The sequence below is a fragment of the Micromonospora sp. ZG13 genome (genome assembly GCF_059359355.1).
The window spans coordinates 31,688-52,135 of sequence record NZ_JCADBQ010000004.1 but is presented as its reverse complement, the minus strand read 5'-3'; the positions used below and the strand labels follow the sequence as shown (position 1 = coordinate 52,135).

Below are 20,448 nucleotides of genomic sequence, written 5' to 3'. Positions count from 1 at the left end.
CCCGTGATTCCGCTACCTCGGCACCGTATCGGTCCGGTGGGACAATCCGGCGGCCACCCGTCGCGCCCGGACGGCGTCGGGGCCCCGGCCGTGCGAGGATCGCCGGACGGCGGTGCCGCGCGGGCGGTCCGCACCGCCGTCGACGCCGCGGCCTGCGCGCCGCACCCACTGACCAGGCGGGGGTACGGATGCCGGAATGGCTGCTCTGGGCGGCGGGGATCGTGCTGGCCGTGGCCGCCGGCTGGGCGTGGAACGACCGGCGGGGCGACCGCGACGACGCCGGGCGACCGCCGAGGCGTCCGGGTGCCCGGCCCGGCCGCAGGACACCGCCGGGCGGCCCCGGACGGTCGAGCGCGCCGCCCCGGCCGCGCACCGCCGAGCGGGCCCCCGACGGGGCGCCGCGCCCGGGCGAGATCTGGTGGGCCGACGTCCCGTACGCCGACGGCACCGGCTCGAAGGTGCGGCCCTGCCTGGTGCTTCGCGCCGACGGCGGGGGCGCCGACGTCCTGAAGATCACCAGTCAGGACAAGAGCTCCCGGGACGACCACGTGCTCATCCCCACCCGCCGGTGGGACCCCGACGCCGACCACGACAGCTTCGTCGACCTGGCCGAGCCGGTGCACGTCGCGCTGGCCGACTTCGCCCGCCGCGCCGGCGACTGCGATCCCGCCCTGTGGCGTCGCATCCGCCGCCTCCCCCACCTGCCGGGTGCCTGACCCTCACCCCGGCCAGCCGGGTGCCTGACCCGACCCGCCTGTCGGGCACCCCAGCGGCGACGGCGTGGGCTCAGTCCCAGGCCCTGGCGAGGGCGGTGAGCTGGTCGGCGTACTCGATGCGGGCGGCCCAGGGCGCGGGCCAGGCCGCCATGCCCCGGGCCGTGCCGACGAAGGCGCCGGCCAGCGCGGCGATCGAGTCGGAGTCGCCGGCGGTGGTGGCGCCCCGGGCCAGCGCGGCCACCGGGTCGTCGGCGTGCCGGATCGCGCAGAACAGGGCCGTGGCCAGCGCCTCCTCGGCGATCCACCCCTCGCCGGTGTGCCGGCACGGGTCGCCGCCGTCGTCCGGGGCGGCGAGCGCGGCGTCGAGGCGGCCGAGGACGGCGAGGCACTCGTCCCAGCCCCGGGCGACGAAGTCCTCCGGGGTGTCCACCCCGGGGCGCTGCCAGAGGTCGCCGAGCCAGTCGGCGCGGTAGACCCGCCGCTGGTCGCGGGCCCGGTCGGCGAGCAGCCGGGGCAGCTCCGCCAGCGCCGCGCCGTCGCGCAGCAGTCGCACCGCGTACGCGGTCAGCTCGCTGGCGGCGAGGCCGGTCGGGTGGCCGTGGGTCAGCCCCGCCTGGAGCTGCGCCAGCCCGGCGAGGGTGTCGAGGTCGACGTCGACCAGGCCGACCGGGGTGACCCGCATGTTGGCCCCGCAGCCCTTCGAGCCGGCCACCGTCGCCTCCTGCCAACGCATCCCGCGCTCCAGTTCGGCGCAGGCCCGCAGGCAGGTCATGCCCGGCGCCCGGTTGTTCTCCGGGCTGGCCGCCCAGTCCAGGAAACGCTTGCGCAGCAGCGGCTCGACCGCCTCCGGGGTCAGCGCCGGCGCGTCGTGCAGCGCCCAGCCGACCGCCAGCGCCATCTGCGTGTCGTCGGTCACCAGCGCCGGCTCGCCGGCGAGCTCGCGGGGGCCGGCCGGCCCGTAGCGGCGAACGATCTCGGCGACGGTCAGGAACTCGGTCGGCTTGCCCAACGCGTCACCGTAGGCGAGGCCGAAGAGGGAACCGGCGGCCCGCCGGAGCGAGGTGTCGATCATTCCGCGATCATGCCGCCCGCACACAACCGGCACCACCCGGCGGGCGGCCCACCGCACCCGGCGGCGCCCGCGCGCTCCGGCGGCGGCGCAGGGATCGGCCCGGCCCGGCCGTGGTGCCGGCGGCCCGGCCCGGGCGCCGGCGACGCGTCGGCCAGCGTGGAGCGGACGCTCAGACGGAGAAGACCAGGCAGAAGGGGTGACCGGCCGGGTCGGCGTAGACCCGGAAGTCGTCGCCCTCGCCGGGCAGCCGCCGGGCACCGAGCGCCAGCACCCGCTGCTCGGCCGCGTCCACGTCCGCCACCTGCACGTCCAGGTGGAACTGCTGCGGGCGCTCCGGGTCGGGCCACGCCGGCGGGCGCAGGTCGGGCGCCGTCTGGAAGGCGAGGCGGTGACCCGAGCCGGCGATCACGACCCAGCCGTCGTCGCTGGCGTCGGCGTCGACGGGCAGGCCCAGCAGCTCCGAGTAGAACCCGGCCAGGGCCCGGGGATCGGGGCAGTCGATGACCACGGTGCGCAGTTGTCCGATCATGCCGGCCATCCTGCCCCGCCCGTACGACGGGAAACCTCAGTCCTCGGCGAGCCGCCGGCCCGCGTCCCGGCAGGCGGCGAGCACCGCGCGCGCGTACTGCCCGGTCGCGTTGGCGAGGCCGCAGGCGGGGGTCACCACGACCTGCTCGGCGAGCTGCCGGCGGGGGAACCCGAGGCGGTCCCAGAGCTGGCGTACGCGATCGGCGACCTGCGCCGAGGTCGGCGCGCGACCGGCGGACGACGGCGTGGTGGGGACGGCGCCGGCCAGCAGCCCGAGCCCCGCGTCGATCGCCTCGCCCAGCGGATCCAGGTCGGTGACCAGGCCGAGGTCGAGGGCGACGCCGATGGCGCCCGTCGAGCGGATCAGCTCCAGCGGCACGTCCGGCGCGCAGCAGTGCACCACGGTCGGCACCCCGGCCGCCTCGACGACCGTGCGCAGCAGCGACGCGGCGGCGCTCGGATCGACGGCCCGGTACGCGCCGAGCCCGCTCTCGGTGGGCACCCGCCCGGCGAGCACCGTCGGCAACGACGGCTCGTCGAGCTGGAGCAGCACGGTGGCGCGCGGCATTCGGCGGGCGACCGCCGCGACGTGCCCGCGCAGCCCCTCCGCGAGCGAGTTCGTGAGATCCCGGACGGCGCCGGGGTCGCGCAGCATCCGGCCGCCGATCGGCAGCTCCAGGGACGCGGCCAGGGTCAGCGGGCCACCTGCCTGGATCTTGACCGGCCCCGCGTACTCCTCCGCCTGCTCGGCGAGCTGGTCGAGGTCGCGTTCCATCAGGTCGCGGGCGCGGCGCACGTCCCGCCCCGGGCGCGGCGCGATCCGCCAGCGGGCGGCGTACAGCTCCACCGGCAGCTCGACCAGCAGGCCGGCGGTCCGGCCGATCAGGTCGGCGCCGGGGCCCCGCGCCGGCAGCTCCGGCAGGTGGGGCAGGGCGGGAAGCTCACCGAGGACGATCCGCTGCGCCTCGGCGATGTCGGTGCCGGGAAGCGAACCGATGCCGGTCGCCGCGCCGGCCGGCCAGGGCCACACCTGATCTGTCACGGCCGAAGACTATCCGGTACGCAGACGCCCGCCACCCGGCCGCCGGGGCACCGGACCGGGGTGCCCGGCCGGAGGCACGCTCCCGGTCGGGCGTCAGCCGGCGATGGTGGCGGAGCCGAGCACGACGTCGCCGGCCGGGTCCGGCCGGTACGCCACGATCGCCTGGCCGGCGGCGACCCCCCGCACGGGGCGGCGCAGCTCGGCGCGCAGACCGTCGGCGGTCAGCTCGACCGTCGCCGGCACCACGTCCCCGTGCGCCCGCAACTGCACCTCGCACTCCAGCGGCGCGTCGGGGCGCGGGCCGCCCGTCCACACGGGGCGCTCCGCGCGCACCCGGGAGACCTCCAGCGCCTCGGCCGGGCCGACCGTCACGGTGTTGGTCTTCGGCGTGATGGACAGCACGTAGCGCGGCCGGCCGTCCGGCGCCGGCCGGTCCAGGTGCAGCCCGCGCCGCTGCCCGACCGTGTACGCGTACGCGCCGCTGTGGCTGCCCACCACGGCGCCGGTGGCGGCGTCCACCACCTCGCCGGGCGCCTCGCCGAGACGCTCGGCGAGGAAGCCGCGGGTGTCCCCGTCGGCGATGAAGCAGATGTCGTGGGAGTCCGGCTTGTCGGCCACCGCCAGCCCGCGCCGGGCCGCCTCCTCGCGCACCTGCGCCTTCGTCGAGTCGCCGAGCGGGAACACCGACCGGTCCAACTGCTCGCGGGTGAGCACCGCCAGCACGTACGACTGGTCCTTGGGCAGGTCGACGCTGCGACGCAGCAGGCCGTCCGCGCCGAGCCGGGCGTGGTGGCCGGTGACCACGGCGTCGAAGCCCAGGGCCACGGCCCGGTCCAGCACCGCGGCGAACTTGATCTTCTCGTTGCAGCGCAGGCAGGGGTTGGGCGTACGGCCGGCCGCGTACTCGGCGACAAAGTCGTCCACCACGTCGGAGTGGAAGCGGTCGGCCATGTCCCAGACGTAGAACGGGATGCCGATGACGTCGGCGGCCCGCCGGGCGTCCCGGGAGTCCTCCAGGGTGCAGCAGCCGCGCGCACCGGTGCGGTAGGTCTGCGGGTTGCGGGCCAGCGCCAGGTGCACGCCGGTCACGTCGTGCCCCGCCTCGACGGCCCGCGCCGCCGCGACCGCCGAGTCCACCCCGCCCGACATCGCCGCCAAGACCCTCACCGGCTCACTCCCTTCACCCCACCGACCCTATCCCCATCCCCGACCCGTCCAGCCACCGGCGATCGAGCAGTCGTGGCGGGGCACGAATGCCGCCGGAGACCACGCTCCGGGCGCCACGACCGCATGGATCGACCGCCTCGCGGCGAGGTCAGCGGGGCGTGCGGAGGGCGGCGGCGCGGCGGGCGCGGTCGACGGCGGCCGGGAGGGCGGCGATCAGCGCGTCCACGTCGGCCGCCGTACTGGTGTGGCCGAGGGTGAAGCGCAGTGAGGAGCGGGCGCGGTCGTCGTCGGCGCCCATGGCGATCAGCACGTGCGACGGCTGGGCCACCCCGGCGGAGCAGGCGGAACCCGTCGAGCAGGCGATGCCCCGCGCGTCCAGCAGGAGTAGCAGGGCGTCGCCCTCGCAGCCGGGGAAGGAGAAGTGCGCGTTGCCCGGCAGCCGGTCGGTCGGGTCGCCGTTGAAGACCACCTCGGGCACCGCGTGCCGGACCCGCTCCACCAGGTCGTCGCGGAGCGCGGCGACGCGGGCCGCGTACTCCTGCTGGCCCTTGACCGCCGCCTCCACGGCGACCGCGAAGGCCACGATGCCGGCGGTGTCGAGGGTGCCGGAGCGTACGTCGCGTTCCTGGCCGCCGCCGTGCAGCAGCGGGGTCGCCGACACGTCGCGGGCCAGCAGCAGGGCGCCCACCCCGGTGGGCCCGCCGAGCTTGTGCCCGGTGACGGTCAGCGCGGCGACCCCGGCGGCGGCGAAGTCGACCGGCACCTGCCCGACCGCCTGGATGGCGTCGGTGTGGAACGGCACCCCGTACTCGGCGGCGACGGCGGCCAGCTCGGCGACCGGCTGCACGGTGCCGACCTCGTTGTTGGCCCACATCGCGGTCACCACGGCGACCCGGTCGCCGTGCGCGGCCAGCTCGGCGCGCAGCTCGTCGGGGCTGAGCCGGCCGGCGGCGTCGACGGTGAGCCAGCCCACGCCGGCGTCCTCGTGCTCGACGAGCCAGTCCACCGCGTCGAGCACGGCATGGTGCTCGACGGCGCTGGAGACCACCCGGTCGCGCCGCGCGTCGGCGGCGCGGCGGGACCAGAAGATGCCCTTCACCGCGAGGTTGTCGCTCTCGGTGCCGCCGCCGGTGAAGACGACCTCGGAGGGGCGGGCGCCCAGCGCGGCGGCCACCCGTTCCCGCGACTCCTCCACCCGTCGCCGGGCACGGCGGCCCGCCGCGTGCAGTGAGGACGCGTTGCCGACCTCGCGAGCGGTGGCGACGTACGCCTCCAGTGCCTCGTCGAGCATCGGAGTGGTCGCCGCGTGATCCAGGTAAGCCATCGCCGTTCAGCCTACGACCGGTTCGTGGCGGCCCGGATGCCGGAGGGCCCCGTGCGACGGCCACGGATGCCGGCACCGGGCGGGGAGTGCGGTCCTCCCCGCCCGGTGCCGGGCCTGCCCGGTGCGCGGCCCGGCCGTGTCGGAGGCACCGCCGTGCGACCTGTCAGGCGGGCACCGCCGTGACGACGATGTTGTCGCGGTACTTGCGGGCCTTCGCGTCGAACGGCCCACCGCAGGTGATCAGGGTCAGCCGTGGCTTGCCGTCGCGGGCGAAGTACCGGTCCAGCGGGATCCTGGTCTTGTCGTACTCCTCCCGGGCGACGACCCGGTACCGCCGGGCCTCGCCGTCGCTGCCGGTCGCGGTGAGGGTGTCGCCCTCGTCGAGCTCGCGCAGGCGGTAGAAGGCGCCCTTGCCCTGCGTGGCGCTGTCCACGTGGCCGGCGACGACCACCGAGCCGGCGTCGGTCTCCAGGCCCGGCCCGTACCGGTACCAGCCGATCTGGTCGACGCTGGGCGGCACCTCGAACTCGTTGGTGCGCGCGTTGATGCCGACCGCGTTCACCGTGGCGGTGACGTCGATCGCGGGGATCTCCAGCCGTACCGGCGGGACGACCCTCGTACCGGCCGGCAGTTCCCCCGTGGTGACCGGGACCGAGGCGGCGTCGCCGGTGGTGACCGACGGGGCCGGCGTGGGGCTGGCCAGGGCCGCCGCCTCGTCGACGCCGACGTCCTCGGCCGGCCGGGAGGCGCAGGCGACGAGGGTCGCGACGGTGAGCGCGGCGACGCCGGCGGCCATGGCCGCCAGCGCCCCGCGGTGACGCACCGTCACCTGCGACCGGTCCGGGCGGTGGCCACCCGCGCCCCGCCGCCGATCAGCAGCAGCGCGCCGGCGCCGGTCAGCACGTACCACCAGGTGTCCACGCCGGTGCCGGCCTGGCCGCCGTCGCCGCTGGGCACCCCGGCCGGGGCCGAGTGCAGGCCGGTGATGGTCTGCGCCACGACGCCGAGGTTCTTCGCGTCGGCCGAGCCGATCGCGTACACGATCGTCGCGGTGCCCTCCTTGAGGTCGAGGTCCGCCGGCCCGATCGCCACGGTGTCGGTGCCGGCGAGCACCACGTCGGCCTTGACGGCACCCGCGTCGACGTCGCCCTTGGCCTCGTTCGGGTTGGTGAGGTCCTCGAAGACCGGGGTGCCGCCGGCGCGCACGTCCACCGCCGGCGCGGCCGCGGTGTGCCGGACGATCAGCCGGGCCTTGCCGGCGGCGACCTTGCCGGTGTCGTTGACGAACGGCGTGATCTTCGGCTTGCCGGCCGCGTCGAGGTGGGCGGCGATGCTGATGTTGGCGCCGCCCGGCACCGCGGCGTCGTCGACGCTGAGGATGGCCTGGGCGATCGGCTCGCCGGGCTTGGTGAGGGCGATGTCGTACGCGCCCTCCTCCAGGTTCAGCGGGCCGGCCACGTCGCCGGGCTTGAAGTTGTCCAGCGTCTTCTCGCCGTTGACGTACACGTCGACCGGGGTGTCCGGGATGCCGTGCACGACGGAGACCTTGGACGAGGCGGCGTACGCGGGGGTGGCGGTGAGGGCGCCGGCTCCGGCGAACGTCAGCGCGGCGACCGCGCCGCCCGCGGCGACCCGACGGAAGTACGAGAGCTGCATGTCTGCCTCCTGGTAGTTAATGCTGATTCGTCAGGCCTGGTGTGCAAAACGAGTTACGCCCGGCCCACCGCCGCCGGATGCGCCCGGGAGCAACTTCTTTTCGTCCGCCGGATCCGCATCCACCGGCCGCCTCCGGAGCGAAGAGCTACCGACACCAGACCGACCGGAAAGGTGGGGCGATGACTGTGGGAGTTACAGTCGGGCATGCCCCCTGGAAGGCGAGCCGCCCTGTGACAGCGGCACGGCAGGAGCCGGACCCACCCGAGGACGACCTGGCCACGCGTTTCCGCGCGGGCGACGAACTGGCGCTCCGGCAGGCGTACGACCGGTACGGCCGCGCCGTCCTGCACCTGGCCACCAGCACCCTGGCCAACCGCAGCGACGCCGAGGACGTGACCCAGACCACCTTCGTCGCCGCCTGGCTGGCGCGGGACACCTTCGACCCCGGCAAGGGCTCGCTGGTCGGCTGGCTGCTCGGCATCGCCCGCCGCAAGGTGATCGACCGGCTGCGGGCCTCGGCCCGCGAGACCCGGGTGGTCGAGACGGTCCGGCAACTGCCGGAGCCGGCGCGTCCGGGGCCGGATCCGGACACCGTGGTCGACCGGCTGGTGGTCGCCGACGAGCTGGCCCGACTGCCCGACGACCAGCGGCGCATGCTGGAGTTGGCGTTCTTCGACGACCTCACCCACCAGCAGATAGCGACGGTGACCGGGGTGCCCCTCGGCACGGTCAAGAGCCACATCCGCCGCGGCATGGCGAGCTTGAAACGCAGATGGGAGGTGGACGGTGCCGCACCTGGACCACGACCGGCTGGTCTTCCTGGCGCTCGGTGAGACCGAGGCGGACGCCACGGAGACCACCCACCTCGACACCTGCGCGCCCTGCCGGGCCGAGATGGACACCCTCCAACACGTCGCCGGCCTCGGCGCCGACGCCCAGGGCCTGCACGACCTGCCCGATCCGCCGGAACACGTCTGGCAGGGCATCGTCGCGGAGATCCGCGCGGCGGAGGCCCTGCCGGCGCTGCCCGGGCCCCGCGCCGAGCGGTCCGCCGACGAGCGCGCCCCGACCGACCGGCCGGGCGACGCCGACGGGGCGGGCGGCGTGGTCCTCGCCCCGGCCCGGCGGCGGGGCCGGTGGTCGCGCTGGGCCACGACCGCCGCGACCGCGACGGCCGCCGCCGTGGTCGGCGTCGTCGGCACCCTCGTCGCGATCGACGGGAGCGGGCCGGCGCCGGAGCCCGCCCCACCGCAGGTGGTGCTGGCCAGCGCGCCCCTGAAGGCGTACGGCGAGACGCCGCCGGACGCCAGCGGCGAGGCCCGGGTGTTCGACAACGGCCGACTGCACCTGCACCTGGCGAATCTCCCGGACGTCCCGGGGTACTACGAGGTATGGCTCATCAACCCGCGGAACATGGAGATGTTCTCGGTCGGTGTGCTCGGCGACGCGACGGACGAACTGCTGCCGCTGCCACCGAACGTGGACCTTGAGGCATACTCGGTTGTCGACGTCTCCGCCGAGGCGTACGACAACAACACCGCCCACTCCGGCAAGAGCCTGTTGAGGGGCACTCTGACGGGCTGATCGGCGGGCCGGCTCAGCTCCCCGGCCCGCCGATCAGCTCCCATCGCGGCCCGGCCGCCACCTCCGCAGGTCAGCCGAGGCGGCGGCCGAACCGGCCGAACCGCTTGTCGAGCGCGACGACGGCCGAAGCCACGACGGCGATGCCCAGGATCCGCAGCCACGCCTGCCCGTCGATGGGCGCCGTACGGAACAGGTCGTTCATCACCGGCAGGTAGGTCAGGGCGAGCTGGCCGAGGGCCTGCACGAGCACCCCGGCGATCAGCCAGCGGTTGCTGAACAGGCCCAGGCGCCACGGCGAGCGGGTCAGGGAGCGGCAGCTGAACAGGTAGAACGCCATCACGGTGACGAAGAGGTTCACCGCCGCGGTCCGCGCCTGCGCCAGGTCGGCCCCGCCGGCACGCTCCCACTCGAACAGCCACCAGGCGCCCACCACCAGCAGCGCGGAGACCAGCAGCACCCGGACCACCAGTGCGACGGTCAGCAGGGGCTGACCGGGATCGCGGGGCGGCCGGTCCATGATCCCGGGTTCCTTCGGCTCGAAGGCGAGCGTCAGGCCGAGGAACACCGCCGTGGTCATGTTGATCCAGAGGATCTGGCTCGGCAGGATCGGCAGCGCCGAGCCGAGCACGATGGCGACGAGGATGACCAGTCCCTCCGCCGTGTTGGTGGGCAGTGTCCAGGTGATGAACTTCGTCAGGTTGGCGAAGACGCCCCGCCCCTCCGAGACGGACGCCTCGATGGTCGCGAAGTCGTCGTCGATGAGCACGACGTCGGCGGCCTCCTTGGCCACCTCGGTGCCGCTGCGGCCCATCGCCACCCCGATGTTGGCCGCGCGCAGCGCGGGGGCGTCGTTGACCCCGTCGCCGGTCATCGCGACCACCTGGCCGTCGGCCTGCAACGCCTCCACCAGCCGCAGCTTCTGCTCGGGCGAGACCCGGGCGAACACCGACGCCCCCCGTACGGCCGCGGGCAGCTCCCCGGCGGGCAGCGCCGCCAGGTCGGCGCCGGTCAGCACGTCGCCCGGGCCGGGCTCGGCCCGCAGCAGCCCGATCCGGCGCGCGATGGCGGTGGCGGTGGCGAGGTGGTCCCCGGTGATCATCTTCACGTCGATCCCGGCGCGGTGGCAGGACGTCACGGCCGCCGCCGCGGCGGCCCGGGGCGGGTCGAGCATCGCGTGCAGCCCGGTGAAGACCAGCGTGCCGGCCAGTTCCTCCTCGACGAGCCCGTCCGTCGGGCCGACCGGCCGCATCGCGGTGGCGAGCACCCGCAGGCCCTCGCCGGCCAGCTCGTGGGCGGCGGCCAGCACGGCCGGGGCGTCGAGCGGTCCCGTCGAGCCGTCGGGGCGCAGGGCCGACCCGGACCATTCGACCACCCGCTCCACCGCCCCCTTGACGAGCACCACCCGCCCGCCCTCGGGACGCTCGTGCAGGGTCGCCATGAACTGCCGTTCCGAGGTGAACGGGACGGCGGCCACCCGGGGCAGCTCGGCGGCGACCTCGTGGGCGTGCAGCCCCACCTTGGCGCCCGCCACGAGCATCGCGCCCTCGGTGGGGTCGCCGAGCACGACCCAGCGACCGTCCTGCTCGTCGAGGCGGGCGTCGTTGCAGCCCACGCCGGCCAGCAGCGACCAGCGCAGCGGGCCCTCCCCGGTCGGGGCCGGACCGCCCGCCGGGTCCCGGATCTCGCCGGTGGGCACGTAGCCGGTCCCGCCGACCTCGTAGCGGCCCTGCGGGGTCCAGAGCACCTGGACGGTCATCTGGTTCTCGGTGAGGGTGCCGGTCTTGTCGGTGCAGATCACCGTGGTGCTGCCCAGCGTCTCCACCGCCGGCAGCCGCCGGATCACCGCCCGGCGGCGGGCCATCCGGGACACGCCGATCGCCAGGGTGATCGTCACGGCGGCGGGCAGCCCCTCCGGGATCGCGCCCACGGCGAGCGCCACGGCGGCGGTGAACGTCTCCCCGGCGTCCTGCCCCCGCACCAGGCCGATGCCGAAGGTCACCGCCGCGAGGAGCAGGATCGCCACGGTGAGCAGCCGGCTGAACCGGGCGAGCTTCACCGTCAGCGGCGTGTCCAGCACCTGCGCGCCGCCGACCAGGCGGTGGATGCGGCCCAGCTCCGTCTCCGCCCCGGTGGCCACCGCGACGCCGACCGCCGTGCCGCCGGTGAGCAGGGTGCCGGAGTGCAGCAGGTTGCGGCGGTCGGCCACCGGCGCGTCGGCCGGCACCACCAGCTCGTCCTTGCGGACGGGCAGCGACTCGCCGGTCAGCGCCGACTCGTCGGCGCGCAGCTCGGCGGCGCGTACGAGCCGCAGGTCGGCGGGGACCTTCTCCCCCGCCTCCACGAGCACCACGTCCCCGGGGACCACGTCGTCGGACGGCACGGGGCGTTGCCGGCCGGCGCGCAGCACCCGGGCCTGCGTACGCACCATCGCCCGCAGCGCGTCGAGGGCCGCCTCCGCGCGGGACTCCTGGAGGAAGCCGACGACGGCGTTGACGAGCACCACCCCGAAGATCACCGCCGAGTCGACGTACTCGGCGAGCAGCAGGGTGACCACACCGGCGGCGACCAGCACGTAGATCAGCGGGTTGTGGAACTGCCGCAGCAGCCGGCGCAGCGCCCCGCCCTCGGCCGCGCTGGGCAGTACGTTGGGCCCGTACCGCTGGAGCCGCGCCGCCGCTTCCTCGTCGGTCAGCCCGTGCTCGGTGTCCGTGCCGAGCAGCAGCACGACCTCGGGCACGGCGAGCGCGTGGTGATCGCCCTCGGGCGTCCTGGCCGGCATCGGCACACTCCTGTTCGACACGGGGACGGCCGCGCTGGGCACTCCGGGTGGAGCGTCTCCATGGTCGCAGGCCGGCGCGGGGCCCCGCCGGTCGTTCCGGGGCGCCGCCTGCGGAAAAAGGCGCGGGCCGGGAACCGCGTCGCGGTTCCCGGCCCGCGCCCGGGCGGACGTCAGCTCACTTGCGCTTGCGGATCTCGTCCGCGGCCTGCGGGACGATCTTGAACAGGTCGCCCACCACGCCGAAGTCGGCCAGCTCGAAGATCGGCGCCTCGCCGTCCTTGTTGACCGCGACGATGGTCTTCGAGGTCTGCATGCCGGCCCGGTGCTGGATGGCGCCCGAGATGCCGAGAGCGACGTAGAGCTGCGGGGAGACCGTCTTGCCGGTCTGTCCCACCTGGAACTGGTGCGGGTAGTAGCCGGAGTCGACGGCCGCGCGGGACGCGCCCACGGCGCCGCCGAGCAGGTCGGCCAGCTCCTCGACCAGCTTGAAGTTGTCGGCGTTGCCGACGCCCCGACCGCCGGAGACGACCACGCCGGCCTCCGTGAGCTCCGGGCGGGAGCCCTTCTGCTCGGCCACCCGGTCGACGACCTTGGCCAGCTTGTCGGTGTCGGCGACCGCGACGGTGAGCTGCTCGACGGCCGGGCTGGCCGCCGCCGGGGTCGGGTTGACCGAGTTGGGCCGGACGGTGACGAGCGGCAGGCCGCGGGTGACCTTGGACTTGACGATGGTGGAGCCGGCGAAGGCCACCTGGGTGGCGGTGCCGTCGGCGGCCAGGCCCACCACGTCGGTCAGGATGCCGTTGTCCAGCTTGACGGCCAGCCGGGCGGCGATCTCCTTGCCCTCCTGGGAGGAGGCGAGCAGCACGGCGGCCGGCTGCACCCGCGAGACCAGCTCGGCCACCACGGTCGCCTTGGGGGCCACCAGGTAGCCGTCGATCTCCTCGCTCTCGGCCGCGTAGATCTTCTCCGCGCCGTACTCGCCCAGCTTGGCGCTCAGCGCCTCCGCGGCGCCGGGGCCGCCGAGCACGACCGCGCTCGGGGTGCCCAGCTCGCGGGCGAGGGTGAGCATCTCCAGGGTGACCTTCTTGACGCCGAATTCCCGGGTGGCTTCGACGACGACGAGAACCTCAGACATGTCCAGACCTCTCACACGAACTTCTCGGTGGCGAGGAACTCGACCAGCTTCACGCCGCCGTCGCCCTCGTCGGTGATCTTCGCGCCGCCGGAGCGCGGCGGCCGCTTGCTGTGCTCCAGCACGGCGCTGGTCGCACCCTCGAAGCCCACCTCGGCCGGGGCGACCCCGAGGTCACCCAGGGAGAGCGTCTGCACCGGCTTCTTCTTGGCGGCCATGATGCCCTTGAAGGACGGGTAGCGCGGCTCGTTGATGGTGTCCCAGACGGAGACCACGGCGGGGGTGGTGGCGGTGACCACCTCGTAGCCCTCCTCGGTCTGCCGCTCGACGGTCAGCGTGGAGCCGTCGACCGTGAGCTTGCGGGCGCCGGTGAGCGCCGCGACGCCCAGCCGCTCGGCGAGCATGTGCGGCATGACCTGCACCCGGCCGTCGGTCGACTCGCTGCCGCAGAGCACCAGATCGGCGTTGAGCTGACCGAGGGCGGCGGCGAGCACCTTCGAGGTGGCCACGGCGCAGGAGCCGTGCAGGGCGTCGTCCACGACGTGCACGGCCTTGTCCGGGCCCATGGAGAGCGCCTTGCGGATCGACTCGGTCGCCCGGTCCGGACCCATGGTCAGGACGGTCACCTCGCCCCCGTGGGCCTCCTTGATCTTCAACGCCTCCTCGATGGCGTACTCGTCCATCTCGTTGATGACGTTGTTCGCCGAACCGCGGTCGACGGTGTTGTCGTCACTGCGCAGGTTGCGGTCCGCGCCCGAATCGGGCACCTGCTTGACGAGTACGACGATGTTCATCGCGCTTCGACGACCCTCCTGTTGGTGTTGCGATCGCTCGCCCGGTCTGGGGCGCAGCCTCGCGCTTCCGTTGACGCCGGTCAACCGCGCGGTGCTGTGCAGTTGCCCACGGCGCAATGTTACCTGCCAGTAGCATCTGCCCCCGGCGACCTCAGGGTGACACAGCTCACCGACGGCCATGCGGGCGGGTAATCTGACGAATCGGGAGGTGTCGCGAAATGTCAGAAAACACCAGCGCCGGCCGCGCCGACGCCCCGCGACACCGCTGTCGCCGGACCCGACCCGAGGCGTACCGGTGCGCCTGCGGCCGGCTGCGCGACCGGTGCGTGCGGGCCACCGTCCGGGCGCTCTGGTCGCCGACCCGATGCGCCGCCCACGGCGAGACCACCCACCCCGACGCGCCCCTCGGGCCCGGGGGCGACCACGGCGGCCGCCCGCACCGGGACGCCGGCGCGGCTCACGCCGGCTGATCCAACGCGTCCCTGATCCGCTCGATGGCCGCCGCCTCGGCCGGGGCGACCCCCCGGTGCGCACCGGCCACCCGCTCGGCCGCCGAGAGCACCACCTCGCGGTAGCCGGCCACGTCCCGGGGCGACTTCTCCCGCAGGATCCGCACCGAGCGGCCCAGCGCCGGCAACACCACCGCCTCGATCTCCAGGGCCGAGTCCCGGGGCAGCTGCGGCAGCGGACCGCTGGTCAGCGCCTCCTTGACCACCCCGCTGCTGTCGGCCATCGCACCGGAGGCGGCGAAGCTCTCCCGGAACAGGGCGAGCATCCCCGGGTCCGCGTTGGCCACCAGGAACACCGCCCCGAACGCGCCCGTCTTGAGGGTCAGCCGTTCCTCGGCCGTCAACCGCTGCTCCATGATCACGGAGTGTAGACGTACGGGGTGGTGGTCGTGACCGGGACGAGACCGAGCCGCTGGAGGATCGACCGGCTCTCCGGCGAGCAGTCCACCTGGAGCAGCGTCCTGCCACGCTGCTCGGCCAGGCGCGCCCGGTACGCGACCAGCGCCCGGTAGACGCCCCGCCGCCGCCACTGCGGCAGGGTCGAGCCGCCCCAGAGGGTCGCGAAGCCGGTGTTCGCCTGGTAACGGACCCAGCCGGCGCTGACCACCGTGTCGTCCGCCTCGGCGACGACGACCGTGATGGACTGCGGGTCGGCCTCGATCTCCCTCGCCAGGCCGGTCACCAGGTGGCTGCGGTCGTCGTGCCAGACCGCCTCCTCCATCGCGGCAATCCGCTCCAGGTCCTCCCGGGCACTGACCTCGCGCAGGCGTACCCCCTCGGGCAGCACGGGCACGGCGGCGGCCAGCGCCGCGACCGGACCGACCACGACGGTCTCCTCCGCCTCCGCGACGAACCCGGCGGCGCGCAGCCGATCGGGCAGGTCGGCCGGCTGGTCGTGCCCGTTGAGCTTCCACTCCACCGCCTCGCCGCGCCGGCGGAAGAACTCCACCTGCCGGGCGATCAACGCGTCCAGCTCGGCCCCGGCGAGCCCGTCCAGCGTCCGGTACGTGAGGAAGCCGCGCTGGTCGAGGCCGAGGACGCGGACCAGCGGGCCGTCCCGTTCCACGACGACCCCGGCCGGCAGCGGATCCGGAATCTCCGGGCGGATCTGGGCGTCGTAGGCGTCGCGCAGCGTGCGGGCGTCAAGATCGGTCATCCCTCGAGGCTACGGCCGGCCGGAAACGGATAATGGTCACGTGTGGCAGGCGATCAGGCGGTGGTTCGACCCGCGCGAGATGCGGGCGGTGGGCAGCACCCCCGACTACCGCTTCTCGCTGGCCAACGAGCGGACGTTCCTGGCCTGGCTGCGTACCGGGCTGGCGCTGGTCGCGGGCGGCCTGGCCGCCGCGCAGTTCCTGCCGCCGGCGCACCTGCGGGAGGTGATCGCCATCGCGCTGCTGCTGCTCGGCGGCACGGTGGCGGTGCGCGCGGTCGACCACTGGGCGCGTACGGAGCGGGCCATCCGCCTCGGCGAGGAACTGCCCGCCTCACGCTTCCCGGCGGTGCTCGCCCTCGCCGTCGGCCTCGGCGCGTTGCTGCTGGTGGCGGCGGTACTGGCCCGGGCGGTCGGTGGCCGGTGAACCGGCCCGGCGGAGCCGGCGGCCACGGGGCGCAGCCGCCGGGGCGGGACCGGCCGGCGCGCGACCCCGGGCTGCAACCCGAGCGAACAAGGCTGGCCTGGCGGCGTACGGCCCTGGCGCTCACCGTGATCATGGTGCTGACCGTGCGGCTCGCGCTCACCGGACCGCCCGCCGGCGGGGCGTTCGGCGCGCTCGTCGCCGGGGCCGCCGTGCTGGGCTGGGGCGCGGCGCTGACGGTCTGCTGGCGGCGGGCCACCGGCACGGGCCCGGCCCCCGGCTACGGGCGCTCGCTACCCCTGATCGCCCTCGCCACGGCCGGCTTCGCGCTGCTCGGCACCCTGCTGGCGGCGCGCGGACTGGGTTGACGGGAGTCGGTGCGCCATGATTGACCCATGGCCCGGCTCTACGTCCTCCTCTTCGTCGTGCAGATCGTCCTCGCCGTCTGCGCGCTGATCAGCTGCCTCTCCGCCGAGGAGGGCGAGATCAAAGCCCTGCCCCGGATCGCCTGGGTGCTGATCATCCTGTTCTTCCCGCTGCTCGGCTCCCTCGCCTGGTTCGCCGCGGGGCGCGAGCGCGTCGCCGGGCGACCCGCCGGCGGAGCGCCGAAGGGTCGGCTCCTGCCGCCCCGGGAGCGGCCCCGCCCGGTCGCCCCCGACGACGACCCCGAGTTCCTCCGCTCCCTCGGCGAGCGCTCCCGGCAGGAGGACGGGGAGCTGTTCCGCCGCTGGGAGGAGGACCTGCGCCGCCGCGAGGACGAGATGCGCCGCCGCGACGGCGAGCCGCCGCGCGAGGAGGACCGCCCCGAGGGTTCCACCCCCGGCGCCTGAGCCCCGCGCCGTCGCCGGTCGCCCGGCGACGGCGGCGGGCCCGACTCAGGCCAGGTTCGACGAGCGGGGGTACGCGTCCGCCGGGTCGGTGAGCACGTTGACCAGGTACGGCACGCCGGCGTCGAACGCCCGCCGCAGCGCCGGCCCGAGGTCGCCGGCCTTCGCCACCGTCTCGCCGGCCCCGCCCAGGGCGCTCACCACGTGGTCGTAGCGCAGCTCCGGCTGGAGGTCGGCGGCGACGTCGTAGCCGTACATGGCGCGCATCGGGTGCTTCTCCAGGCCCCAGATGCCGTTGTTGCCGACCACGATCACCACGGGCAGCTTCTGCCGCGCGAGGGACTCGACGTCCATCAGCGAGAAGCCGGCCGCGCCGTCGCCCATGAGGACGCAGATCTGCCGGTCGGGGTGGCTGACCCGGGCGCCCATCGCGTAGCCCATGCCGGTGCCGAGGCAGCCGTACGGGCCGGGGTCGAGCCAGGTGCCGGGCTGCGCGGGCTCCAGGTAGCGGCCGGCGTACGAGACGAAGTCGCCGCCGTCGCCGATGGTGATGGCGTCGCGGGCGAGGACCTTGCGCAGCTCGCCGTAGACCCGGGCGGGCCGGATCGGGTCGGACTCGGCGGCCATCTCCTCGGCGTCGCGGGCCTTCGCGGCGTCCTCGGCCGTACGCAGCTCGGCGATCCAGTCCGCGTGCTCGGCCCGGTCGCCCGGGTGGTCGGCCAGCGCGGTGAGGATCAGCCGGAGGTCGCCGGCGGGGGCGGCGGCCGGCTGCACGTGCCCGGCGCGCTGGCTGGGCGCGTCGACGACGTGCACCACCTTCGCGTCGCCGAAGTCGCCGAAGCTGAGCCGGAAGTCGAGCGGGGTGCCGATCACGACGACCACGTCGGCGCCCTTGAGTGCCACGCGACGGGCCTTGGCGAAGGCGAGCGGGTGCTCCGGCGGCAGGGCGCCCCGGCCCATCCCGTTGGTGAAGACCGGCACCTGGAGCGCCTCGGCGGCCGCGCGCAGCGCGTCGACCGCGTCCCCGGCGTAGACGTCGGAGCCGGCGATGATCACCGGACGGTGGGCGGCGGCGATGAGGCCGGCCGCCTTCGTCACCTCGTCGGGGTCGGGCTCGACCGGCGCGATGCCCGGCAGCGGGGGCAACTCGGCGTCGGAGACCGAGAAGACCGCCTCCAGGGGGAAGTCGAGGAAGACCGGGCCCCGGTGCGGGGTGAGCGCGGTGGTCAGCGCCGCGGTCACCGCGCGCGGGATGTCGTCGGGGCTGAACACCGTCTCGGCGTGCTTGGTGACCGGGGCGACCAGCGGCAGGTGGTCCATCTCCTGGAGGCTCCCCGAGCCCCAGCGGAACTGCGGGGCCCGGCCGCCCAGCACCAGCACGGGCGAGGCGTTGAAGTACGCGCTGGTAAGCCCGGAGACGCCGTTGGTGACGCCGGGGCCGGCGGTGAGCACGGCGAGGCCGGGGCGGCGCTGGAGCTTCGCCACCGCCTCGGCGGCGAAGACGGCCGACTGCTCGTGCCGCACGTCGTAGATGGGGAAGCCGGTCTTGTGCGCGGCGTCGTAGAGCGGAAAGACGTGCCCGCCGGAGAGGGTGAACATCTCCCGCACCCCGTACGCGCGCAACGCCGCGAGCGCGAGCTCCCCGCCGTGACCTTCAATCCGCTCCGTCATCGCCGCTCCCCTTCGTCCGCATGGCCGGTGTCACACGCTACTCACCGGTAGGCGGAATGTGAACAGTTCTCGTTCGACGCCGGGACCGGCGGGTCGCCCCGCCGGCCCGCGCCCGGTCAACGGCCGGTGAAGTCCGGCTTGCGCTTCGCCACGAACGCCGCCATGCCCTCGCGCCGGTCCTCGGTGGCGAACAGCGCCGCGAAGAGCTGACTCTCCCAGGCCAGACCGGAGTTCAGGTCCATGTCCAGGCCGCCGTCGACGGCGAGCTTGGCGGCGCGCAGCGCCTGCACGGGCCCGGTGAGGTACGGGCGGACCAGCTCGACCGCGGTGTCGTAGACCTGGGCCGCCGGGGCGAGGCGGTCGGCCAGACCGATGCGCAGGGCCTCCTCGGCGTCGACCATCCGGCCGGACATGATCAGGTCCTTGGCCCGGGCCGGGCCGACCAGGCGGGCCAGCCGCTGGGTGCCGCCCGCGCCGGGGATGATGCCGAGCTTGATCTCCGGCTGCCCGAGCTTGGCGTCCTCGGCCACCACCCGCCAGTCACACGCCAGCGCCAGCTCGCAGCCGCCGCCGAGGGCGTAGCCGGTGATCGCGGCGACGACCGGCTTGGGGATCCGGGCGATGGCGCCGAGGGCGCTGGAGAGGTCGGCCGCGCGGTCCGCCATGTCCACGTAGGACATGTCGGCCATCTCCTTGATGTCCGCGCCGGCCGCGAAGACCTTCTCCCCGCCGTACACGATGACGGCGCGGACGCCCGGGTCGGCGGTGGCCGCCGTGGCGGCGGCGCGCAACTCCTCCTGCACCTGGGTGTTCAGGGCGTTCATCGGCGGCCGCTCCAGCCGGATGGTGCCGATGCCGCCCTTGGTCTCCAACCGCACGAACTCGCCCACGCTGGCCCTCACTTCCTCGTCGAAGTCGCGTGCCAACCTTACGGCCCGGATCGTTGGGGTAAGTAGTGTGGTCTCAGGCCCGCCACCGGGAGTACCGCCATGATCACGTACTACGACGACAGGTCCGTGCAGGTCACCTCGACCGCCGTCCGGGTGGACGGCCGGACCTTCCGGCTGGCCGAGATCAGCATGGTGTGGCACCGGCGTGGCAGCCGGTCCTGGCGGGTGCTCGCCGGGCGCGGCGCGATCGGCGCGGCGCTCGCCGGCCCCCTGGTCGCCGCCGCCCTCGGCATCGCCCTCGCGCTCTGGCTGGACCGCTCCCTCACCATCACCATCGCCATCGTCGGTGCCTCGGTGCTGATCGGGCTCGCGGTCGGCCCCGTCGCGGACTTCCTCTTCGAGCACCTCGACCGCTCCTACGCGCGGGGCAGCCGGCAGTTGGAGATCTGGGCCCGCTGGCGCGGCCAGCCGGTGCGGCTGCTGTGCACCGGCGACGCGCTGCGCTTCGGCCAGATCTACCGGGCGGTGCAGCGGGCCGTCGAGGCGGGCCAGCCGGTGTCCCCCCGCCGCCGCTAGAACCCGATCGGCCCGTCCGGCAGCATGCCCAGGCCGCGCAGCAGTCCGAACAGGTCCTGCTCGCCCCAGAACTGCACGATCCGGCCACCGTCCAACCGGTACATCTTGCAGGCGCTCTGCACCGCCGTCGCGCCGGTGGCGTCCCGCCGGTAGGTCTGCGCCAGCGACACCACCACGCGGTCGTCGGCGGCGAAGATCTCGACGATCTCCTGGTCGAGCACGGTCAGCCCCGGCGAGGCGACGGCCCCCTCGACGTGGTGCCGCCCCCGGACCGGGCTGCCGGAGCCGTAGATCAGCACGTCCTCGTCGACCACCGCGCGCAACTCCGCCAGGTCCTTGGTGACGAAGGTCCGCAGGTAGCGGCGGACCACCTCGACGTTGCGCTCCTGCTCCGTCATGACCGGTCACGGTACCGCCCCGGACCGCCTCGGACCGCCCCCGGACCGCCCTCGGACGCCCCCCGCCGGGCGAGGTGGCCTGCCGCCCGCGCTGTCGAGCTGCCCCGTCCGAAGGGGCAGGCGCGCCGGCCGCCCCCGGCTCGCACGCCCCGAGCGGTCCCATGAACGGGGCAGCTCGACAGCCGCCCGGACGGGCTCCCGGGAGT

23 protein-coding genes are annotated in these 20,448 nt (G+C 75.0%); 8 read left to right on the top strand and 15 right to left on the bottom strand.

Annotated elements, in window-relative coordinates; all coding sequences use genetic code 11:
- Positions 1-188 precede the first annotated feature (188 nt).
- On the top strand, positions 189-716 hold the full coding sequence (locus tag AC5L34_RS10745) for a type II toxin-antitoxin system PemK/MazF family toxin (RefSeq protein WP_441175430.1): 528 nt from the start codon (positions 189-191) through the stop codon (positions 714-716).
- 70 nt (positions 717-786) lie between these two features.
- Here the strand turns inward: AC5L34_RS10745 and AC5L34_RS10740 are convergent, their stop codons facing one another.
- From AC5L34_RS10740 to AC5L34_RS10710, 7 genes are all read right to left on the bottom strand, one after another.
- Complete coding sequence (locus tag AC5L34_RS10740; protein WP_441175431.1) at positions 787-1,788, bottom strand: ADP-ribosylglycohydrolase family protein; 1,002 nt, start codon at positions 1,786-1,788, stop codon at positions 787-789.
- A 169-nt stretch (positions 1,789-1,957) separates the two neighbouring features.
- Entirely contained in the window at positions 1,958-2,317 is a 360-nt protein-coding gene (locus tag AC5L34_RS10735) for a VOC family protein (protein WP_441175432.1), read from the bottom strand.
- Positions 2,318-2,353: 36 nt separating this feature from the next.
- Positions 2,354-3,358 carry a methionine synthase gene (locus AC5L34_RS10730; RefSeq protein ID WP_494824700.1) on the bottom strand — a complete coding sequence of 335 codons (1,005 nt, stop codon included), beginning with the start codon at positions 3,356-3,358 and terminating at the stop codon, positions 2,354-2,356.
- 93 nt (positions 3,359-3,451) lie between these two features.
- A complete protein-coding gene (gene mnmA / locus AC5L34_RS10725; protein WP_089001649.1) occupies positions 3,452-4,525 on the bottom strand; it encodes a tRNA 2-thiouridine(34) synthase MnmA in 1,074 nt (357 codons plus the stop codon).
- Positions 4,526-4,673: 148 nt separating this feature from the next.
- Positions 4,674-5,849 carry a cysteine desulfurase family protein gene (locus AC5L34_RS10720; RefSeq protein ID WP_494824699.1) on the bottom strand — a complete coding sequence of 392 codons (1,176 nt, stop codon included), beginning with the start codon at positions 5,847-5,849 and terminating at the stop codon, positions 4,674-4,676.
- 163 nt (positions 5,850-6,012) lie between these two features.
- Positions 6,013-6,678: a class F sortase gene (locus AC5L34_RS10715; protein WP_494824698.1), complete on the bottom strand. Its 666-nt coding sequence runs from the start codon at positions 6,676-6,678 to the stop codon at positions 6,013-6,015.
- The gene (locus AC5L34_RS10710; RefSeq protein WP_101414491.1) at positions 6,675-7,505 is read right to left on the bottom strand and encodes a DUF4397 domain-containing protein; all 831 of its coding nucleotides are present in this window, start codon (positions 7,503-7,505) and stop codon (positions 6,675-6,677) included. The genes AC5L34_RS10715 and AC5L34_RS10710 overlap by 4 nt, the downstream gene beginning before the upstream one ends.
- Before the next feature lie 230 nt (positions 7,506-7,735).
- Between AC5L34_RS10710 and AC5L34_RS10705 the strand changes: the two genes are divergently transcribed.
- Positions 7,736-8,338: an RNA polymerase sigma factor gene (locus AC5L34_RS10705; protein ID WP_441175437.1), complete on the top strand. Its 603-nt coding sequence runs from the start codon at positions 7,736-7,738 to the stop codon at positions 8,336-8,338.
- Positions 8,292-9,089 (top strand): anti-sigma factor, encoded by a 798-nt coding sequence (locus AC5L34_RS10700; protein WP_494824696.1) that lies wholly within the window; start codon positions 8,292-8,294, stop codon positions 9,087-9,089. The genes AC5L34_RS10705 and AC5L34_RS10700 overlap by 47 nt, the downstream gene beginning before the upstream one ends.
- A 70-nt stretch (positions 9,090-9,159) precedes the next feature.
- On the opposite strand, the gene AC5L34_RS10695 is transcribed toward AC5L34_RS10700, so the two are convergent.
- The 3 genes from AC5L34_RS10695 to AC5L34_RS10685 form a co-directional block, all read right to left on the bottom strand.
- Positions 9,160-11,868: an HAD-IC family P-type ATPase gene (locus AC5L34_RS10695; protein WP_494824695.1), complete on the bottom strand. Its 2,709-nt coding sequence runs from the start codon at positions 11,866-11,868 to the stop codon at positions 9,160-9,162.
- 175 nt (positions 11,869-12,043) lie between these two features.
- Positions 12,044-13,003, bottom strand: coding sequence for an electron transfer flavoprotein subunit alpha/FixB family protein (locus AC5L34_RS10690; protein WP_494824694.1), 960 nt, complete (start codon positions 13,001-13,003; stop codon positions 12,044-12,046).
- 11 nt (positions 13,004-13,014) lie between these two features.
- Positions 13,015-13,794: an electron transfer flavoprotein subunit beta/FixA family protein gene (locus tag AC5L34_RS10685; RefSeq protein ID WP_089001656.1), complete on the bottom strand. Its 780-nt coding sequence runs from the start codon at positions 13,792-13,794 to the stop codon at positions 13,015-13,017.
- A gap of 218 nt (positions 13,795-14,012) precedes the next feature.
- Between AC5L34_RS10685 and AC5L34_RS10680 the strand changes: the two genes are divergently transcribed.
- On the top strand, positions 14,013-14,264 hold the full coding sequence (locus AC5L34_RS10680) for a hypothetical protein (protein WP_441175441.1): 252 nt from the start codon (positions 14,013-14,015) through the stop codon (positions 14,262-14,264).
- On the opposite strand, the gene AC5L34_RS10675 is transcribed toward AC5L34_RS10680, so the two are convergent.
- Both AC5L34_RS10675 and AC5L34_RS10670 read right to left on the bottom strand, forming a co-directional pair.
- Positions 14,252-14,659, bottom strand: a complete 408-nt coding sequence (locus AC5L34_RS10675; RefSeq protein ID WP_441175442.1) for a hypothetical protein — start codon at positions 14,657-14,659, stop codon at positions 14,252-14,254. The two genes, AC5L34_RS10680 and AC5L34_RS10675, sit on opposite strands and share 13 nt — an antisense overlap.
- A 2-nt stretch (positions 14,660-14,661) precedes the next feature.
- Positions 14,662-15,459: a GNAT family N-acetyltransferase gene (locus AC5L34_RS10670; RefSeq protein WP_441175443.1), complete on the bottom strand. Its 798-nt coding sequence runs from the start codon at positions 15,457-15,459 to the stop codon at positions 14,662-14,664.
- Between the two features lie 79 nt (positions 15,460-15,538).
- Here AC5L34_RS10670 and AC5L34_RS10665 point away from each other — a divergent pair, with 79 nt between their 5' ends.
- The 3 genes from AC5L34_RS10665 to AC5L34_RS10655 are packed head-to-tail and all read left to right on the top strand — an operon-like array spanning position 15,539 to position 16,710.
- Positions 15,539-15,883 carry a YidH family protein gene (locus tag AC5L34_RS10665; protein WP_435871823.1) on the top strand — a complete coding sequence of 115 codons (345 nt, stop codon included), beginning with the start codon at positions 15,539-15,541 and terminating at the stop codon, positions 15,881-15,883.
- The gene (locus AC5L34_RS10660) at positions 15,880-16,248 is read left to right on the top strand and encodes a DUF202 domain-containing protein (RefSeq protein WP_441175444.1); all 369 of its coding nucleotides are present in this window, start codon (positions 15,880-15,882) and stop codon (positions 16,246-16,248) included. Before AC5L34_RS10665 ends, AC5L34_RS10660 begins: the two co-directional genes overlap by 4 nt.
- A 27-nt stretch (positions 16,249-16,275) precedes the next feature.
- Positions 16,276-16,710: a PLD nuclease N-terminal domain-containing protein gene (locus AC5L34_RS10655; protein ID WP_089001662.1), complete on the top strand. Its 435-nt coding sequence runs from the start codon at positions 16,276-16,278 to the stop codon at positions 16,708-16,710.
- A 45-nt stretch (positions 16,711-16,755) separates the two neighbouring features.
- Here AC5L34_RS10655 and AC5L34_RS10650 read toward each other — a convergent pair whose 3' ends face one another.
- Both AC5L34_RS10650 and AC5L34_RS10645 read right to left on the bottom strand, forming a co-directional pair.
- Positions 16,756-18,378 carry an acetolactate synthase gene (locus AC5L34_RS10650; RefSeq protein WP_441175445.1) on the bottom strand — a complete coding sequence of 541 codons (1,623 nt, stop codon included), beginning with the start codon at positions 18,376-18,378 and terminating at the stop codon, positions 16,756-16,758.
- A 116-nt stretch (positions 18,379-18,494) separates the two neighbouring features.
- Positions 18,495-19,268, bottom strand: a complete 774-nt coding sequence (locus AC5L34_RS10645; RefSeq protein WP_441175446.1) for an enoyl-CoA hydratase-related protein — start codon at positions 19,266-19,268, stop codon at positions 18,495-18,497.
- Positions 19,269-19,367: 99 nt separating this feature from the next.
- Between AC5L34_RS10645 and AC5L34_RS10640 the strand changes: the two genes are divergently transcribed.
- Positions 19,368-19,844: a DUF6232 family protein gene (locus AC5L34_RS10640; RefSeq protein ID WP_441175447.1), complete on the top strand. Its 477-nt coding sequence runs from the start codon at positions 19,368-19,370 to the stop codon at positions 19,842-19,844.
- Here AC5L34_RS10640 and AC5L34_RS10635 read toward each other — a convergent pair.
- A complete protein-coding gene (locus AC5L34_RS10635) occupies positions 19,841-20,242 on the bottom strand; it encodes a nuclear transport factor 2 family protein (RefSeq protein WP_441175448.1) in 402 nt (133 codons plus the stop codon). The genes AC5L34_RS10640 and AC5L34_RS10635 overlap by 4 nt on opposite strands.
- Positions 20,243-20,448: the final 206 nt, after the last annotated feature.

Coding starts and splice junctions, on each gene's coding strand:
- AC5L34_RS10720 (WP_494824699.1), bottom strand. CDS start 5,849: ATGGCTTACCTGGATCACGCGGCGACCACTCCGATGCTCGACGAGGCA.
- AC5L34_RS10695 (WP_494824695.1), bottom strand. CDS start 11,868: ATGCCGGCCAGGACGCCCGAGGGCGATCACCACGCGCTCGCCGTGCCC.
- AC5L34_RS10640 (WP_441175447.1), top strand. CDS start 19,368: ATGATCACGTACTACGACGACAGGTCCGTGCAGGTCACCTCGACCGCC.
- AC5L34_RS10675 (WP_441175442.1), bottom strand. CDS start 14,659: ATGGAGCAGCGGTTGACGGCCGAGGAACGGCTGACCCTCAAGACGGGC.
- AC5L34_RS10740 (WP_441175431.1), bottom strand. CDS start 1,788: ATGATCGACACCTCGCTCCGGCGGGCCGCCGGTTCCCTCTTCGGCCTC.
- AC5L34_RS10655 (WP_089001662.1), top strand. CDS start 16,276: ATGGCCCGGCTCTACGTCCTCCTCTTCGTCGTGCAGATCGTCCTCGCC.
- AC5L34_RS10665 (WP_435871823.1), top strand. CDS start 15,539: ATGCGGGCGGTGGGCAGCACCCCCGACTACCGCTTCTCGCTGGCCAAC.
- AC5L34_RS10670 (WP_441175443.1), bottom strand. CDS start 15,459: ATGACCGATCTTGACGCCCGCACGCTGCGCGACGCCTACGACGCCCAG.
- AC5L34_RS10685 (WP_089001656.1), bottom strand. CDS start 13,794: ATGAACATCGTCGTACTCGTCAAGCAGGTGCCCGATTCGGGCGCGGAC.
- AC5L34_RS10710 (WP_101414491.1), bottom strand. CDS start 7,505: ATGCAGCTCTCGTACTTCCGTCGGGTCGCCGCGGGCGGCGCGGTCGCC.
- AC5L34_RS10735 (WP_441175432.1), bottom strand. CDS start 2,317: ATGATCGGACAACTGCGCACCGTGGTCATCGACTGCCCCGATCCCCGG.
- AC5L34_RS10680 (WP_441175441.1), top strand. CDS start 14,013: ATGTCAGAAAACACCAGCGCCGGCCGCGCCGACGCCCCGCGACACCGC.
- AC5L34_RS10690 (WP_494824694.1), bottom strand. CDS start 13,003: ATGTCTGAGGTTCTCGTCGTCGTCGAAGCCACCCGGGAATTCGGCGTC.
- AC5L34_RS10650 (WP_441175445.1), bottom strand. CDS start 18,378: ATGACGGAGCGGATTGAAGGTCACGGCGGGGAGCTCGCGCTCGCGGCG.
- AC5L34_RS10745 (WP_441175430.1), top strand. CDS start 189: ATGCCGGAATGGCTGCTCTGGGCGGCGGGGATCGTGCTGGCCGTGGCC.
- AC5L34_RS10635 (WP_441175448.1), bottom strand. CDS start 20,242: ATGACGGAGCAGGAGCGCAACGTCGAGGTGGTCCGCCGCTACCTGCGG.